Raw genomic sequence first — 16860 nt, 5'->3', positions numbered from 1 at the left:
ATCGTCATTGCGAGGAGTTGCTTTAGCAACGACGCGGCAATCTCGTCAAATATCCTGAGATTGCTTCGTCAAAATTTTCAATTTTTCCTCGCAATGACGGAAAAAACGATCTACAACTCCTCTACTCCACAGCTTTCTCAAGATTTACTATTATTACAGGGGATTTATTTATTTCCTGTTTCAAGGTTTTACGGATTGTTCCTTTTATTGCTTCGATTACTTGTTCATCCGACAATGCTTTTTTAGCCTGTTTATTTTGAATGGTAACAAGTTCTTTAATATCATTTTTAATGAGGTTAACTAATGCCATATCCTCTTTCGGATCAAGCAGCCCCGGCATAGACAGCATTGGGTTTGCAACAAGCAACCCTTTTTTATTAATTACTACTGATGCTACCACGATACCCGACTCACGCATACGTCTTCTAGCTTTGAAAATCGGAGATTCGACGGGCAGTAAATAATTACCGTCTACAGCTAAATAACCGTTTTCAACCTTTGAAATTACTTTCGCATTATTAGGTTCAAGCAATACTACACTACCGTTTTCAACCTCTACTGCCTGTTTTATGCCGTTTTTCTTAGCAAGCTTAACTTGTTCATGAATATGTACAGGCTCACCGTGAACAGGTATACAAATATTCGGTCTAATTAGAGAATACATTTTTTGCAGCTCGTCAATCGATGGATGTCCTGAAACATGCACAAAATGGTCACGTTCAGTAATAACTTCTACACCGGCTTTAACAAATATATTAAATAGCCTGAATATTTTCTTTTCATTACCCGGAATAATTTTTGAAGAAAAAATCATTGTATCCTTAGGAGCAAGCTTTATAGATTGGTGAGAATTACTAGCCAATTTTGCAGTTGCTGCCATAGGTTCGCCTTGACAACCGGTAGCAATTACTAATAATTCTTCTCTTCTAAATCTACTAACATCACGTTCACTAATTAGAGGAGCAATATCTTTGAAATAGCCGCTTTCTTGAGCAGCAAGCATCATACGATGCAAACTTCTACCTGTTAAGACTACTTTTCTACCTGCAAGCCCTGCTGCATGAATTATTGTATCAAGTCTAGCTAAATTAGAGGCAAAGGTTGAAACTACTACCATTTGAGGGCAGCCGGCTATAATATCTACTAAACTTTTTCTAACATCGCCTTCAGAACCTGAACTTCCTTTATTAAATACGTTAGTTGAATCACAAACAAGTGCAAGAACCCCTTCATCTCCATAAGACTTTAAAAGCTCCTCATCGGCTTTTTTACCAAGCACCGGATCATTATCAAATTTCCAATCTCCTGTATGTAAAATATTACCTGCATCTGTACGAATCATAACTGCTTGCATTTCAGGAGCCGAGTGAGTGAGCGGCACCATTTCTAAAGAAAAAGACTCTAGATTTATTTTACTACCCGGTTTTACTTCGTGAATTTTTATATTTTTAGCAAAATCATATTCATTTAAACGAATCTTTAAAAAATTTGCTGTGAAAGTAGTAGTATAAATAGGACATTTAAGGCTATTCCATAAATATTGGACACCGCCTAAATGATCCTCGTGAGCATGAGTTAAAATCAGACCTACTATATCTTTTTTATATTTCTCTATAAAGCTACTATCGGCAATTATCATATCAACACCAGGTAAGTAGTCATCGGCAAAACCGCTACCGCAATCAATCATTAACCATTTACCTTTATAATGGTAAAGATTAAGATTCATACCTATTTCATTAGATCCTCCTAGCGGTACAAATAGCAGATCATTTTTATGATTTTTGATGTTGAATGATGACATAATTTAACTTAATATTTATTTTATTACTTTATTCTTATAACTTATTATTAGTTAACCGTCTATATATTAAAAAAGAAATTCATATAATGAATATAAATAAAATAGCATTAATTTATAACCAAAATTCCAAACATCTAGCTATTATAGAGGAAATAAAAAAACTCTATAATTATTGTAAAATAGAGGAAGCAGAAGCAATTATCGTAATAGGCGGCGATGGAGAATTACTACATAATATTCACCGCTATATGAATCTTAATATCCCTTTTTATGGAGTTAATTTAGGAAGTCTCGGCTTTTTAATGAATCCTTTAGATACCAAGAATTTATTACAAAATATACATGAAAGTACAGTTTCTATTCTAAATCCTCTTCTTATGCAAGCTGAAGATATAAGCGGTCAAATATATACTGCACTTGCTATTAACGAAGTATCGATATTTCGTAAAACTAATCAAGCTGCTAAATTTAGAATAGACGTAAACGGAATAGAGAGAATGAGCGAATTAGTAGCAGACGGAGCTTTAGTTGCAACGCCTGCCGGAAGTAGTGCTTACAATTTATCTGCCGGCGGTCCTATTTTACCGCTTGATTCAAACATGTTATGCCTAACCCCTATCTGCTCTTTTAGACCGCGTAGATGGCACGGTGCTTTACTGCTTTCATCTGCTACAATTAAATTTGAAATACTTAATACAAATAAACGACCGGTAAATGCTACTGCCGACTTTCAAGAGTTTAATAATATCACGAATGTTACCGTTAAATCTACTAAGGATAAACCTATCAAACTGCTTTTTAATAAAAACCATACGCTAGAAGATAGAATTATTAAAGAGCAATTCGGTGGATAGGCATTGCTAACTAAAGAGAGATAATAATAAAAAGCTCGATGTCATCCCGTGATTTATTCACGGGATCCAGTTAAAAATATCAATAATATTGATATTTTTAGTTATTTTTCTGGATACCGTGGACAAGCCACGGTATGACACACCTCTCTTTAGTTAGCAATGCTGGAGGATAATTATTAAAAAATATTAATAATTTTTTGACTAAGAATTAAATTAATGTATAATGCCTTGTTAAAAATAACTAGGCATTATATATGAAATCAAAAAAGTCTTCTATTAACTTTTCTGAAAATAACCATATTTTATGGTTACCGCTTGTTGGTGATATTATTGTTACAAGGGACAACAACATATATCGAAGATAAAGTTAGAAAGTTTAAAATAGAAAATTATTTAGAAATTATAGAGAACGTAAAGGATTTAAAATTAGCTTTAGAAACAGCAAATATAGCAAGTAATAGACATAAAAAATTATTACTAAAATGTCTATTAAAAAATTATAATTATGAAGACCTTAAAAGCCACAAATTATTTGAAGATTATACCATAAATCAAGATAAAACGGCTATAATTCACAAAAGCTATGAATCAGAAATTAAGTTTAAATTTGAACCTATATCATTTACATCTTGTTTTTTTAAATAGTCATTTACTGATTTACTTGTGTTATAAAAATCCTCTAAAGCTTGGATAATTTCCTTTCCTGTTATCTCACCGCTTTTATCAATACCATTTTCTTCCCATACTTTAACTATAGCATCTTGTTCTTTATTTTGCATATCTCTAATTGCTAATTGTTTAGCTCTAATTTGAGCTACCATGTGAAGAACTGATTTTGAGTTAATATTAAAATCTTGCATAAAACCTCTTTTTTAATAATAGAGGTTAAAAGTTAAATATTTTTAATAAAATTGTCAACATTTTATTAAAATTTATTAACATTTTACTCAAAAGGTTGGCGTAGGTTAATAGCGGCAGATAAGGTACCCTCATCTAAATAATCAAGTTCACCTCCGATAGGTATACCGCTAGCTAGGCGAGAAATTTTAGCAGGATGTTCTCTTAGATATTCAGTAATAAAATAGGCAGTAGTTTGACCTTCTAAAGTAGAATTAGTAGCAATAATAACTTCTTTAATATTTTCTGCAAAACATCTTTTAAGTAATTCAGGTAACCGAAGTATGCTAGGATTTTGCCTACTAGCTGCCGATAAATTATGACCTAGTACGTGATATAAACCTTTAAAATTACTGCTACGCTCCATTGCCCATAATTCAGCTACGGTTTCAACAACGGCAATAACCGATTTATCTCTATATTCAGAAGAGCAAATACAGCAAATATTTTCCGTATCCATATTACCGCAAATCTCGCATTTTACTATTTTCTTATCTATCTCTACAAGGTTATTAATTAGGCTTTTTAACCTAACATCTTTGTCTTGTAGTAGATAAAGCACTATACGTCTTGCCGACCTACTACCAAGCCCAGGCAATTTGGAAAAAAGATAAATTAGCTGGTCTATATCATTATCATTTGTTTTATTCATAGTCAGGGTATATATCATTATAAATGAAGAGTTAGTATATGATACGAAGCCAATTTTTCAAATTCAGCGAGTACATATTAAGACTTAATAACAATTGTTCCGGCTATCTTATCATGCAATGCTTGTTTTTTAGAAGAAAAAAGTATGAAAAAAATACCTATAGGAAAAGTCATATACCCTAAAAATCTTTTAATTAACTGCTTTAAAGTCGGACGATTTAATGTTACGGCATCTACGATTTTCATACGTAAAAACATTTTACTAAGCGTTGCACCTTTATAATACCAAAGCGTTACGAAATATGAGCCTATTACTAATATATTAGTAGCAAAAATTGAAATATTAAACAAAATATATTTATTAAAATTCCCTGCTTTAAGATATTCATAAAATTCCTGACTCATAACAGAGTTAAACATTTCATTGGAATTATGAAGATTAATGTTATTACTAAGGAAATAATCATTAAAGAACAACCATAATAAATTAAAAGAACAAAATTGTGATATTGGGATTGCTATAAAGGCAAATAATGATAAATCAAGTGCCGTAGAAAAAATTCGTGCTATAAAATCAGGATAAATAATTTGCTTTTTCATTGCCGGTTACTTTATTTTGGTGTTAGATAGTAGGGGTTACCGAAATCGTCATTGCGAGGAGATGCGTAGCATCGACGCGGCAATCTCATAAAGTAATACCAATTCCTGAGATTGCCACGCTCCCTATGGTCGCTCGCAGTGACAATTAGTACCCCTAATCAAAATTCAATATATTACATTTATGAACCAATTTGAAGCATATAGTTTATTATTTGTTGATAGTTTTGTCTCAAATCTTGTTATCGGTTTTCAGAATGAATTAATATTTCATTCTATGAAAATGTTTGGGGGCTATAATAGTTTAATAATGCTGTTAGTGGCTATTTGTGCTTCTCTTAGCGGTAATGCAGTCAATTATATTTTTGGAAGAATAGTTTTAAATATCTTTTATGCTTCCAAAAATGAACAAAATATCTTAAGACATAAAAATTTAACAAAATTATATTATAAATATGAGATATTTATAATTTTCTTAATGGCTTTTCCTTTTTGGGGATGCTTTATTTCCTTATTTTCCGGTTTTTTTAAAACAAAATTTCTAAAATTTTTAGGTATTGGTTGTTTGGCAAAAGCATGCTATTATGCTCTAACATTATATATTTTATAATTTATGAAAAAATTAACCAAAACTAATTCTCATAGACAACAAAAATTAGCAAGCATTATAAATGAAGCATTAATCGAAATTCTAAGACGTGGTAAAATGCTGGATAGCAGACTTTTTGATTGTCCTCTCACTATTACAAAAGTTATAGTTACTGCTGATCTAAAAATAGCTAATTGTTATTTCTTGCCTTTTAATACTAAACTAACAATAGATGAAATTATGGATGCCTTAAGTAATTCTAAAAATGCTATCAGAAATTTTATTACTAATAAAATAAATATGAAATTCTCGCCTGATATAAGATTTCATTACGATCACGGATTTGATAATGCTATAAAAGTGGAAGAGTTGCTAAAAAATATATAGGTGCTAGGGGATAAACTCAATCATTGAAAACAATAATTATCCGTTATACTAAAAACGCATAAAAATTAAGCCTTTAGTACAACAGCCCCCTAGCATAAATAAACTAAAGGCTATAAATGTTTTGCAATGATGGAGTTTAAACATCATTTACAAAACAATAATATCATAATAATTGAAGTAATCAAGATATTTTAGTTATCTTTTAATATTTTTTTTAAACTTTAAGTATAACTCAAATAACAAATAAATCCTTATTTTTATTAAATAACTTTAAAAGATTATTTTTTTATATTAAGATATAAGAATAATCTTTTAATAAAAATAAATAGAAAATGTCTCCTCAAATAATAGAGTTATTAATTTTTGCCGTTATTGCTTTTTACATTATCAACAAATTAATTACGACTCTCGGTTCTACTTCAGAAGAGGAACAAACAAAGCAAAAATCTTATTTTGGCGAACCGGTTATTAAGGACGTAACTTACAGTACAGTTAAATCTAATAAAGAAGAAAAAAATATTCCAACAGCCCAAGATATTAAAGCTTTTAAAGATATAATAGTGGAACATAATATAACTGCGGTCGTAGATGGAATGGAACAAGTCCATAAACACCTTTACTCCTTTGATCCGATTAAATTTATAAATAATGCTAAAACTGCTTTTCAAATGATTATAGAGGCGGCTTATAAAAAAGATGCTAAAGAATTATCTGAGCTGATAGATAAAAGATACTTGGAAGAATTTGAAAAAATAACACCGTCCTATGGTGATTTTTTTGACTTATCGGCTTTAAGTGCAAAATATTCAGAAATTTACATGTTCGGTAATAACATATTTATTAAATTACTATTTCAAGGTAAAAATGTAGTTGACAAAATTGAAGATTTAAAAGAAGAATGGACATTTACACGTAATGCTAATACTAAAGAAGTTGATTGGTTTTTAAGCAATATTGAGAGAGTGTAAATAAAATTCCACGTCATTGCAAGGAGCGAAGCATTGTTGCAATCTCGTGCTAAAGTCCTGAGATTGCTTCGTCGAAACTTGCAGTTTCTTCTCGCAATGACGGCTTAAATAACCTAACAAACCATTAGTAATGAGTAAAATTTTCTATATTATAGGCACTATATTAATAATAAGTGTCGGTATTTTTATGTTTCAAAATCAAACGATAACGGATAACAATCAAATAATCCCAAGAAAAGTTTTATTCGGTAACCCTGATAAAGCAAGGGTTTCTCTAACCCACGACGGCAAATATATTCTATATATTGCACCGAAAGACGGTGTATTAAATATCTGGCTAGCCCCCTCAGATGATATTAGTAAAGCAGAAGCCATAACCCATGACAAAGGACGTGGTATTTGGTCTTATGCTAAAGCTTATAATAATAAAAATATTTTATATACTCAAGATTTTAACGGTGATGAAAATGACCGAATCTACAGTTATAATATAGAAACGAAAGAGTCAAAACTACTTACTCCTGAAAAAGGAGTTAAAGCCGGAATAGCAGGAGCAGGTCATAAGAAACCAAATGAGATATTAATATATTTAAATGAGCGTAATCCTGAATATTTTGATATTTACAAATTAAATCTAGATACTCTAGAAAAAGAATTAATTTATAAAAATGATAGATTTACTGATTGCGTAGTCGATGAAAATTTAAATTTAAGATTCGGTAGTTTACTAGATAAAGACGGAGCCGTTGAATATTATGAATTAAGAGACGGCGAACCTAAATTATATACTAAAATCTCAATGGAAGATTCTTTCAATACTTCTATACTCGGTTTTGATGCTAGCGGCGAAATTCTTTATATGCTTGAGGGGCGTAACCGCAATACTTCAGCCCTTAAGGCGATAACACTTGCTACAGGCAGCGAAGAAATATTAGCCGAAGATGCAAAAGCCGATATCGGCTTATTTACAGTTCATCCCACAAAGCAAACTCCGCAAGCAGTATCTATAGATTATGATAGAGTCTCATATAAAATATTAGATAAAGATATTGAAGATGATATTAAATATTTGCAATCTCTCGATCGCGGTGATTTAATTATTAATAGTAGGACGTTAGACGATAAAATTTGGATCGTTGCTTATATGGCTGATAATGCACCGGTGAAATATTATAAATATGATAGGGCAAATAAAAAAGCCGAATTTTTATTTACTAATCGCAAAGAACTTGAGCAATATAATCTTGCTAAGATGATACCGGTAATTATCAAGTCACGTGACGGGCTTGATTTAGTTAGCTATATCACTTTTCCATATGATGTAAAGCTTGATGAAAATAATATTCCTGATAAAAAAGTACCGCTAATAATTAATGTTCATGGCGGACCATGGGTTCGTGATAGCTGGGGATACAATCCTGAGCATCAATGGCTTGCAAATCGTGGTTACGCAGTTTTAAGTATAAATTACCGTGGTTCTACCGGTTTTGGGAAAGATTTCTTAAACACCGGTAATTTAGAATATGCCGGTAAAATGCACACCGATTTAATTGACGGTGTTAACTGGGCTATTAAGAATAATATAGTTGATTCTGATAAAGTTTGTATTATGGGCGGAAGTTATGGCGGTTATGCTACACTTGTCGGTCTTACCATGACTCCTGACATATTTGCTTGCGGTGTTGACGTTGTCGGTATGTCTAATTTATTAACTCATGTGCAATCTAAAGCCCCTTATATGACACCATTGTTAAGTATATATAAAACACGTATAGGACCTTGGGATACTGAAGAAGAAAAAGAGTTTTTAAGACAAAAATCACCGATTAATTTTGTTGATAATATCAAAAAGCCTTTATTTATAGCACAAGGTGCTCACGATGTGAGGGTCGTACAGGCAGAATCAGAACAGATTGTAAATAGCATGAAAGCAAAGCATATACCGGTAGTTTATGCACTTTACAAAGATGAAGGACATGGATTTGCAAAACCCGGTAATAGAATTTCATATTATGCTCTTGCCGAGCAGTTTTTAGCTAAGATTTTAAAAGGAAGAGCAGAACATATAGAGGACGACTTAAAGAATGCTAATCTCATTCTGAATGATAAAGAAAAAATTAGCGGTACAGAAGCAGAAAAGATTATAGATAAGGCAGTTGGGAATTAGAATCCTTGCGTCATTGCGAAGAGTAACCTAACCCATCGTCATTGCAAGGAAAATTACGAAGTAATTGACGAAGCAATCTCAGGAATTATACTATACTACTTTATGAGATTGCCACGTCGCTACGCTCCTCGCAATGACGTTATCATACCAATTAGGAGTACCACTATGCTACTGACAAATACTGAAAATTCTTATGGCTTAATTGCAAAACTTTTTCACTGGATAATGAGTATTATAGTTATAGTAATGCTCGTTGTCGGTTTCTTAATGGATAATTATATAGAACCGCCTCTAAAATGGCAATTATACGGGATACATGAAGCAACCGGTATAGTTGTTTTATCTTTAGTAATAATAAGGCTTTTATGGAAGTTCTATAATGCTAATGTTTTATTACCAGCTGATTTACCGAATTGGCAGAAAAAAGCCGCTAATATTAATATAAATTTGCTATATCTTTTAATGTTGTTAATGCCGATAAGCGGCTTTTTTATGACTATCCTATCAAACCATCATATTGATTTTTACGGTTTGTTTACTATAAATTCTTTTGCTCAAGATTTACAATTTGCCAAAATCTTTAAAAAAATCCATAAAAAGGCTGCTTTATTATTTACTGCTTTAATTATTTTGCATATACTAGCTGCGTTATATCACCACTTTATTAGGAAAGATAACGTACTTAAGAGGATGTGGAATGAGTAGCATATGTCATTCCTGCGGAAGCAGGAATCCAGCTCTTTCCCGTGTTATACCGTGGCTTGACCACGGTATCCATAAAAAAGTAAAAAAACTGGATTCCGCTACAAGCTCGCGGGATGACGTTGAGTACTACTGGATTCCTGCTTCCGCAGGAATGACAAGCGACAAAAAACTCTCTACTTTACAGTTTAAAGATTAATTATTATACTGTGCTTTAATTATTTAAATAAATTATTTAAAATGAATATTCATGAATATCAAGCAAAAGAGATTTTAAGAAAATACGGCGTACCTACTTCCACCGGACTAGTTGTTACGAAAACCGAAAAGATTAATGAAACCATAGATAAATTAAATACGGAAGTATATGTGGTTAAAGCACAAATACACGCTGGCGGCAGAGGTAAAGCCGGCGGCGTTAAGGTTGTTAAGAGTAAAGAAGAAGCCAAGAAAGTTGCTCATGACATGTTTGGTATTAATTTAGTAACGCATCAAACAGGACCTCAAGGACAAAAAGTAAACCGTCTTTATATTGAATCAGGTTGTGATATTTTAAAAGAATATTATTTCAGTATCGTATTTGATAGATTAGCTAGCTGTATTACTTTCATAGCTTCTACCGAAGGAGGGGTTGATATTGAAGAAGTAGCAGAAAAAACTCCGGAAAAAATTGTTAAATTTTCCGTTGATCCTGCAACTGGTTTACAAGATTTTCATATGCGAGGCATAGCTTATGAGTTAGGCTTTAAGGATAACCAAGCAAAACAGATGAAAGAAATAGTAAAATCAGTCTATAATGCTTTTGTTGAAACTGATGCAGCACAAATTGAAATCAACCCGTTAATTGTACAAACGGACGGAAATTTACTCGCTTTAGACGCAAAAATCACTTTTGACGATAACGGATTATTCAAACATCCGAATATTACAGCAATGCGTGATCACGATGAGGAAGATCCTTTAGAAACTAGAGCGGCAAATGCAGGACTTAGCTATGTAAAAATGGACGGTAATATCGGCTGTATGGTTAACGGTGCAGGTCTTGCTATGGCTACCATGGATATTATTAAGCTTTACGGTGCGTCACCTGCAAATTTCTTAGATGTTGGCGGCGGTGCTGATCGTGAGCGTGTAAAAGAAGCTTTAAAAATAATTTTATCTGATAAAGAAGTGCAAGGAATCTTAGTTAATATTTTCGGCGGTATTATGCGTTGTGATATTATAGCGGAAGGGATTATTGCAGCAGCAAAAGACATAGGTATAAAAGTACCGTTAGTGGTTCGTTTAGCCGGTACAAACGTTGAAAAAGGGAAAGAAATTTTATCAAATTCTGGTTTAGAAATAATACCGGCACATGATTTAGCAGATGCTGCAAATAAGATAGTTGAAGCGATACGGTAAAGTTGTAGGTGTCATTCCTGCGAAAGCAGGAATCCAGGGTAAAGCGAGATAAATCGAGCTTTTAATTTTAAAAACCTATTATGTATAACCTTTAAATTACTGGATTCCCGCCTATGCGGGAATGACATAATAACAATCCATGCAACAACGCTTTCAGTTGCTCGCAATGACGATGACGACACAAAAAAATAAAAACAATAAAAATTATTTAACATGGCAATATTAATAAATAAAAAAACAAAAGTTATCTGTCAGGGCTTTACTGGTTCACAAGGAACTTTTCACTCTGAACAAGCGATAGCTTACGGTACTAACATGGTTGGCGGTGTTACACCCGGCAAAGGCGGTCATACTCACCTTGATTTACCTGTATATAATACCGTACATGAAGCAAAAGCAAAAACCGGTGCAAATGCAAGCGTTATATATGTTCCGCCCGGCTTTGCCGCTGATTCGATATTAGAAGCAATCGATGCCGAAATCGAAGTAGTAGTATGTATAACGGAAGGAATTCCGGTACTTGATATGGTGAAAGTAAAACGTGCTTTAGTCGGTTCTAAAACTAGATTAATCGGTCCTAACTGCCCTGGAGTTATCACACCGGGTGAATGTAAAATCGGTATTATGCCTGGGCATATTCATAAAAGAGGAACGATAGGTATTGTTTCAAGATCAGGTACTCTAACTTATGAAGCAGTAGCACAGACAACAGCCGTAGGACTTGGACAATCTACATGTGTCGGTATAGGAGGCGATCCTGTTAACGGCACTAATTTTGTTGATTGTATTGATATGTTTTTGAAAGATGATGAAACAAAAGCAATTATTATGATTGGTGAAATTGGCGGTAATGCAGAAGAAGATGCAGCTGAGTTTATCAAGCAATCAAAAATCAAGAAGCCTATTGTTAGCTTTATTGCAGGTATTACAGCACCTCCCGGTAAAAGAATGGGGCATGCCGGTGCTATTATTGCCGGAGGAAAAGGAAGTGCCGAAGATAAGCTTGAAGCTCTACAAAGTGCCGGCGTAACTATCACTAGATCCCCTGCCGATATCGGTAAAACAATGTTTGATTTGTTAAATAAAGGCTAAGTAATTATATAAATTGCTGGACCAATTTTAGCGTCATTGCGAGGAGCGAAGCGACGTGGCAATCTCGTCACCTGAGATTGCTCGCCTTGATTACTACGTAATTCTTCTCGCAATGACGGAAAAACCGTTCCATACAGGCATGACACAAACGAGCCACATCACAACGCCTTTCACTCCTCATAATAACACCTCAATGTAATAAGTTTAGCGATTATAAATCTTAATGACGATACGTATAATATTTTCAATTATGCCTATAATTCTCATATAGATTCTAAAATTTCCTGTAAGCCTTGGGATCTTGGCAATACTAAAATTTCTTATAATACTTATAATAATGGGCTTAAAGAAATTGAAACTAATAATACCGGTATTATTATTCAAGGTACTAAAATTGAAACTAAAGAGGCTGATATCTTTCCGGATGATACGAATGATTTTAGAAGTATTTATTATAATAATTAGTATAGTTTAAATCATACTACTGTCGTTCACTATAATAATGGTGTTAATGTCGAAACAAATAATACCGGAATTATTATTAAAGAGTTAGGATATTTTATTAAATTTGAAAGTAATCATGGTTCTACTTATATTAATATATCACCAAATATTTCTATATACAATATTGAAGATCGTGTTACTGAGCTTAACGTCCAAGAAGGAGACCTATACAGATCTACGACTTTGACATTGAATGATCATAATTCATCTCTAGAAAAAATTTCTATTAGTGCAAATACAATATTTAATAACTTTAACACTACCGGTAAAAAAGTTTGTATCACTATTTCAAAAAATACTAGCTTTGAACAAAAGAATGTTGATTTACCTATCAAGGAAGTAAAGTTAGAATTAGGTGCGAAAATAAAATTTACCCATTGTGAAAAGAATTATGAGTTTGCTAACTATTCTAATATTGATACTGTAATAATTAATTATTTACATAATTTTGTAGAAGCCGCTACAGAATTTAAGGCCACTAAAAATTATAATCAAAATTTGTATGGAGAACATAATCTTCATAATTTAGAATTATTTATAGCTCAAAACACGGAACATTTTATTGATTCCGCTATTTTAGGGGATACTGAAGCTAAATATGGAGATATCACCCTCTAGCGATAGACCGGCTTTTTGTCATTGCGACCGTAGGGAGTGCGGCAATCCAGGAAAAATAATAAAAAAATGCTATAAATTAGCATTTTTTACTGGATTGCTTCGTCAATTACTTACGTAATTTCCTCGCAATGACGATTTGGCACCTACACAGCCAATTTTTGAAATTCACCGAGCATCTCTAATTTCTTTAACTATATTTAGTAATTGTGGGAAATCTATTAACCCGGGTATTAATTTTGAATCAATTATATACGCAGGTACTCCTTGGATTCTAAGGCTTCTAGCTATTTTCATATTTTGAGTAATTAAATCTTTAATCTCATTGCTATCGGCAGTTTCTTCAATTTCTGTAGCATTTAAGCCATTCTCGGTTAATAATTCTTTTATAGATTCCTTAGAAACATCTCTTATTTTTATTAGTTCATCATGAACAGCTTTAAATTTACTTGGATTAACCTTATAAACGGCTAAAACTATTCTTGCCAGATATTCGGAAGCATCTCCAAGGATAGGTAGCGGTCGTAATATAACTTTAACTTTTGAATCGTTTTGCAATAGTTCATTTATAGAAACATCACCTTTTTTACAATAAGAACAATTGTAATCATAAAAAGCAATTATTGTTACATCCCCGTCTTTATTTCCTATAATAGGAAAGCTTGTGCTATCTTCAATACCTAACTTATTATCTTTTAGATAGTTATTAACTTTAGTCTCATTTTCCTGTACTTTACGTTTTTGCAAGCCTTCTATTGATTCTATTATTATTTCCGGAGTTTTAAGCAAATAATCTTTGATTATTTCTTGGACTCTTTCCTCTTCACATTTCCTTGCATCCTCGCTTTGTTTAACCTCAACGGAAACCGGATTTGTAGAATACGTTTTCATTGTTTTGAAAACAAATAAAACTCCTATAACAACTACAAATATAACCAATATTTTACCTATAATATGCTGCATAAATACCTTTTTTAAAAATTTTAGATTGTTTTTGCTTTGTTTAATGTCATTGCGAGCGGTCAAAGACCGCGCGGCAATCTCAGGAATTTGGTACTAGATTGCTTCGTCGAATTACTACGTAATTCTTCTCGCAATGACGGAAAAAGCAAAACTCCTACTTCTGTCTTATTAATCTGCTTTGATCTCTTTTCCAATCTTTTTCTTTAATTGATTCTCTTTTATCATGTAATTTCTTACCTTTAGCAATACCAAGTTCAACTTTTACTTTATTTTTTTTATTAAAATACATAGAAAGAGCTACTAGCGTATAGCCTTTTATTCTAATTCTACCGATAATTTTCTTTATCTCTTTAGTATGCAACAATAATTTACGAGGTCTACGAGTAGAATGATTAAATCTATTCGCTTTCTCATATTCCGCAATATGGCAGTTATACAAAAATACCTCATGTCCGGTATCTGCCGCATGGCTTTCCTCTATAGAAGCTTTGCCTTGACGCAGAGACTGTACTTCACTACCCTTTAATACAATACCTGCTTCTAATCTTTCTTCAATAAAATAATTAAAAAGGGCTTTCTTATTTTGTGCAATAACTTTCTTATACTCGGTCATAATTTTATGGATAGTGATGTTATAATGTTTTCAATTTGTTTTTTAGCACTATCGCTTGCTTCAGTTAATGGGAGTCTAATTTCATTTTCACATAAACCTAAATAATATGCAGCATATTTTATCGGAATCGGATTAGATTCTACAAATAATGCTTTATATAAAGGCAGTAATTTCTGATGGATTTCTAATGCTCCTTTAGTGTCATTCTTATTCCATTTCTCCAATAACTCTTTACACATATCGGGAGCAATATTAGAAGCTACGGAAGTCCACCCTACCCCGCCTTGTGCGTTAAAAGCTAAGACTACTTCATCGTTACCGGTTAAAATGTTGAAATCCTTTTTAACTACTGCTCTAATCCGCAATGGACGTTCTAAATCTACGCCGCAATCTTTTAATGCTAAGATACGCGGTAGCTTGCTAAGTCTCAATATTGTCTCATCAGAAAAATCTACTCCGCTTCTAGTTGGAGCTGAATATAACATAATAGGTAGATTACACGCTTCATGTAATGCTTCAAAATGCTTATAAATCCCGTATTGGGTAGGTTTTACATAAGATGGTGGACTAGCCATAAAACCATCAACCTTGATTTTTGTAGATTCCGCTGCAAGTTCTCTTGCATAAGCGGTATTATTTGATGAACATCCGCTTATTATAGGAATACGATTATTAACGATTTCTACACTAGTTTGCAGTAATAACTTATATTCTTCAAAGCTGAGACTACTACCTTCACCGGTCGAACCTGCAATTAATATTGCATCGACTTCATACTTTATTTGATGTTTTAAAATTCTCTCTAAAGCATATAAGTCTAACTTATTATCTTTAAAAGGTGTTATAGCTGCGGTAATTAAACCTTTAAATATATTGTTCATTGTTTTTTACTTATTTATTAATTACGTCATTGCGAGGAGAAACGTAGTTTCGACGTGGCAATCTCGTCAAACATCCTGAGATTGCTTTGTCAAATTACTTCATAATTTTCCTCGCAATGACGGCTCGCGTGTCACACACAGCTCTTCCTACTCCCTAACAATACGCCCATACTCTTTTTTCAAACGATCTGCAATTTGATGATCATCAAAAGTAATCTTTTTATTGCCTAAATCTATAGAATCAATATTTTGTACCTCGATTGCCGTGCCTGTAACAAAACATCCGGTAAAATTCTCTATTTGCTCTAATTTCAAACGCTCTTCTTTTACTTCTAGACCTAAATCTTTTGCAATCTCAATAATAGTCTGTCTTGTTATACCGTTTAAAAATCTATCGGCAATTGGAGTATATAATGTTTTATCTTTAACAAAGAAAATATTTGTTGTAGTGCATTCAGCAATATATCCTTCATAATCAAGTAATAAGGCATCATCATAGCCAAGAGCTTTAGCTTCTTTTTTACTCGTTATTGCCATATTATATTGAGCGGCGGATTTAGATTGTACCGGGGTGCTATCAGGTATTGCTTTACGCCAGCGGCCTACATGCAAATTTATACCTTTCTCAAAAGACCTTGGCATTGATGGAATACCGGCAATCAAAAGATTAGTAGACAAATCAGGATTAGTAATATTTAGCGATTCGTCTCCACACCAAATAAGCGGTCTTATATACGCATCCTTAATATTATTTTGTTTTATTACAAGTTCATGAGCTTTTATTATCTCGTCCACACTATAAGGTACTTTCAAACCTAATGCTTCTGCTGATTTTATTAATCTTTCCGTATGTTCTTTTAACTTAAAAACTTTGCCGTTATAAGCTCTCTCACCCTCAAACACCGATCCTGAATAATGCAGGCTATGAGTTAAAACATGAATCCTTGCGAATTGATAAGGAACTAAATCACCATTAATCCAAACATGCCAAAAAATTTGCTCTAGTTTTATCATTGTCATTAACCTATATTTATATTAAAGTATTGTCAATTGTCATTGTGAGAGGTCGGCCACCCGTCATTGCGAGAAGAATTACGTAGTAATTCGGCGAAGCAATCTCAGGAGTTTGTTATTATTTCATGAGATTACCACGCAGCCTACGGCTGCTCGCAATG

Annotated in this window: 17 protein-coding genes; 9 read left to right on the top strand and 8 right to left on the bottom strand. The window is 32.8% G+C overall.

Translation table 11 applies throughout. The features are described from left to right. Positions 1-121 precede the first annotated feature (121 nt). Positions 122-1804, bottom strand: coding sequence for a ribonuclease J (locus RF_RS03620; protein ID WP_011271006.1), 1683 nt, complete (start codon positions 1802-1804; stop codon positions 122-124). Between the two features lie 86 nt (positions 1805-1890). On the opposite strand from RF_RS03620, the gene RF_RS03615 reads away from it, so the two are divergent. Next, entirely contained in the window at positions 1891-2658 is a 768-nt protein-coding gene (locus tag RF_RS03615) for an NAD kinase (protein WP_011271005.1), read from the top strand. Positions 2659-3239: 581 nt separating this feature from the next. Here the strand turns inward: RF_RS03615 and RF_RS03605 are convergent. From RF_RS03605 to RF_RS03595, 3 genes are all read right to left on the bottom strand, one after another. Then, positions 3240-3518 (bottom strand): hypothetical protein, encoded by a 279-nt coding sequence (locus tag RF_RS03605; protein WP_011271003.1) that lies wholly within the window; start codon positions 3516-3518, stop codon positions 3240-3242. Positions 3519-3601: 83 nt separating this feature from the next. Then, positions 3602-4207: a recombination mediator RecR gene (gene recR, locus RF_RS03600; protein WP_039594972.1), complete on the bottom strand. Its 606-nt coding sequence runs from the start codon at positions 4205-4207 to the stop codon at positions 3602-3604. A 77-nt stretch (positions 4208-4284) separates the two neighbouring features. Further along, on the bottom strand, positions 4285-4806 hold the full coding sequence (locus tag RF_RS03595) for an RDD family protein (RefSeq protein ID WP_011271001.1): 522 nt from the start codon (positions 4804-4806) through the stop codon (positions 4285-4287). Between the two features lie 181 nt (positions 4807-4987). Between RF_RS03595 and RF_RS03590 the strand changes: the two genes are divergently transcribed. The 8 genes from RF_RS03590 (at position 4988) to RF_RS03545 (ending at position 13231) form a co-directional block, all read left to right on the top strand. After that, positions 4988-5413 carry a YqaA family protein gene (locus RF_RS03590; RefSeq protein ID WP_011271000.1) on the top strand — a complete coding sequence of 142 codons (426 nt, stop codon included), beginning with the start codon at positions 4988-4990 and terminating at the stop codon, positions 5411-5413. A 3-nt stretch (positions 5414-5416) separates the two neighbouring features. Then, complete coding sequence (rbfA, locus tag RF_RS03585) at positions 5417-5779, top strand: 30S ribosome-binding factor RbfA (RefSeq protein ID WP_011270999.1); 363 nt, start codon at positions 5417-5419, stop codon at positions 5777-5779. A 332-nt stretch (positions 5780-6111) separates the two neighbouring features. Beyond that, a complete protein-coding gene (locus RF_RS03580; protein WP_011270998.1) occupies positions 6112-6747 on the top strand; it encodes a Tim44 domain-containing protein in 636 nt (211 codons plus the stop codon). A 130-nt stretch (positions 6748-6877) separates the two neighbouring features. Further along, a complete protein-coding gene (locus RF_RS03575; RefSeq protein WP_011270997.1) occupies positions 6878-8914 on the top strand; it encodes a S9 family peptidase in 2037 nt (678 codons plus the stop codon). 165 nt (positions 8915-9079) lie between these two features. Then, positions 9080-9619, top strand: coding sequence for a cytochrome b (locus RF_RS03570; protein WP_081427757.1), 540 nt, complete (start codon positions 9080-9082; stop codon positions 9617-9619). A 237-nt stretch (positions 9620-9856) separates the two neighbouring features. Further along, complete coding sequence (gene sucC / locus RF_RS03555) at positions 9857-11017, top strand: ADP-forming succinate--CoA ligase subunit beta (protein ID WP_011270995.1); 1161 nt, start codon at positions 9857-9859, stop codon at positions 11015-11017. 213 nt (positions 11018-11230) lie between these two features. Then, positions 11231-12109 (top strand): succinate--CoA ligase subunit alpha, encoded by an 879-nt coding sequence (gene sucD / locus RF_RS03550; RefSeq protein ID WP_011270994.1) that lies wholly within the window; start codon positions 11231-11233, stop codon positions 12107-12109. A gap of 693 nt (positions 12110-12802) precedes the next feature. Next, entirely contained in the window at positions 12803-13231 is a 429-nt protein-coding gene (locus RF_RS03545; RefSeq protein ID WP_039594976.1) for a hypothetical protein, read from the top strand. 165 nt (positions 13232-13396) lie between these two features. Here RF_RS03545 and RF_RS03540 read toward each other — a convergent pair whose 3' ends face one another. The 4 genes from RF_RS03540 to RF_RS03525 form a co-directional block, all read right to left on the bottom strand. Then, positions 13397-14191, bottom strand: a complete 795-nt coding sequence (locus RF_RS03540) for a DsbA family protein (RefSeq protein WP_011270992.1) — start codon at positions 14189-14191, stop codon at positions 13397-13399. 154 nt (positions 14192-14345) lie between these two features. Then, positions 14346-14804 carry an SsrA-binding protein SmpB gene (smpB, locus tag RF_RS03535; RefSeq protein ID WP_011270991.1) on the bottom strand — a complete coding sequence of 153 codons (459 nt, stop codon included), beginning with the start codon at positions 14802-14804 and terminating at the stop codon, positions 14346-14348. Continuing rightward, entirely contained in the window at positions 14801-15685 is an 885-nt protein-coding gene (dapA, locus tag RF_RS03530) for a 4-hydroxy-tetrahydrodipicolinate synthase (RefSeq protein ID WP_011270990.1), read from the bottom strand. Before dapA ends, smpB begins: the two co-directional genes overlap by 4 nt. Before the next feature lie 147 nt (positions 15686-15832). Further along, complete coding sequence (locus tag RF_RS03525) at positions 15833-16705, bottom strand: branched-chain amino acid transaminase (RefSeq protein WP_011270989.1); 873 nt, start codon at positions 16703-16705, stop codon at positions 15833-15835. Positions 16706-16860 lie beyond the last annotated feature (155 nt).

Origin of the sequence: Rickettsia felis URRWXCal2, assembly GCA_000012145.1 — a bacterium.
Lineage (GTDB): Bacteria > Pseudomonadota > Alphaproteobacteria > Rickettsiales > Rickettsiaceae > Rickettsia > Rickettsia felis.
This window is presented reverse-complemented; position numbering and strand designations above follow the sequence as displayed.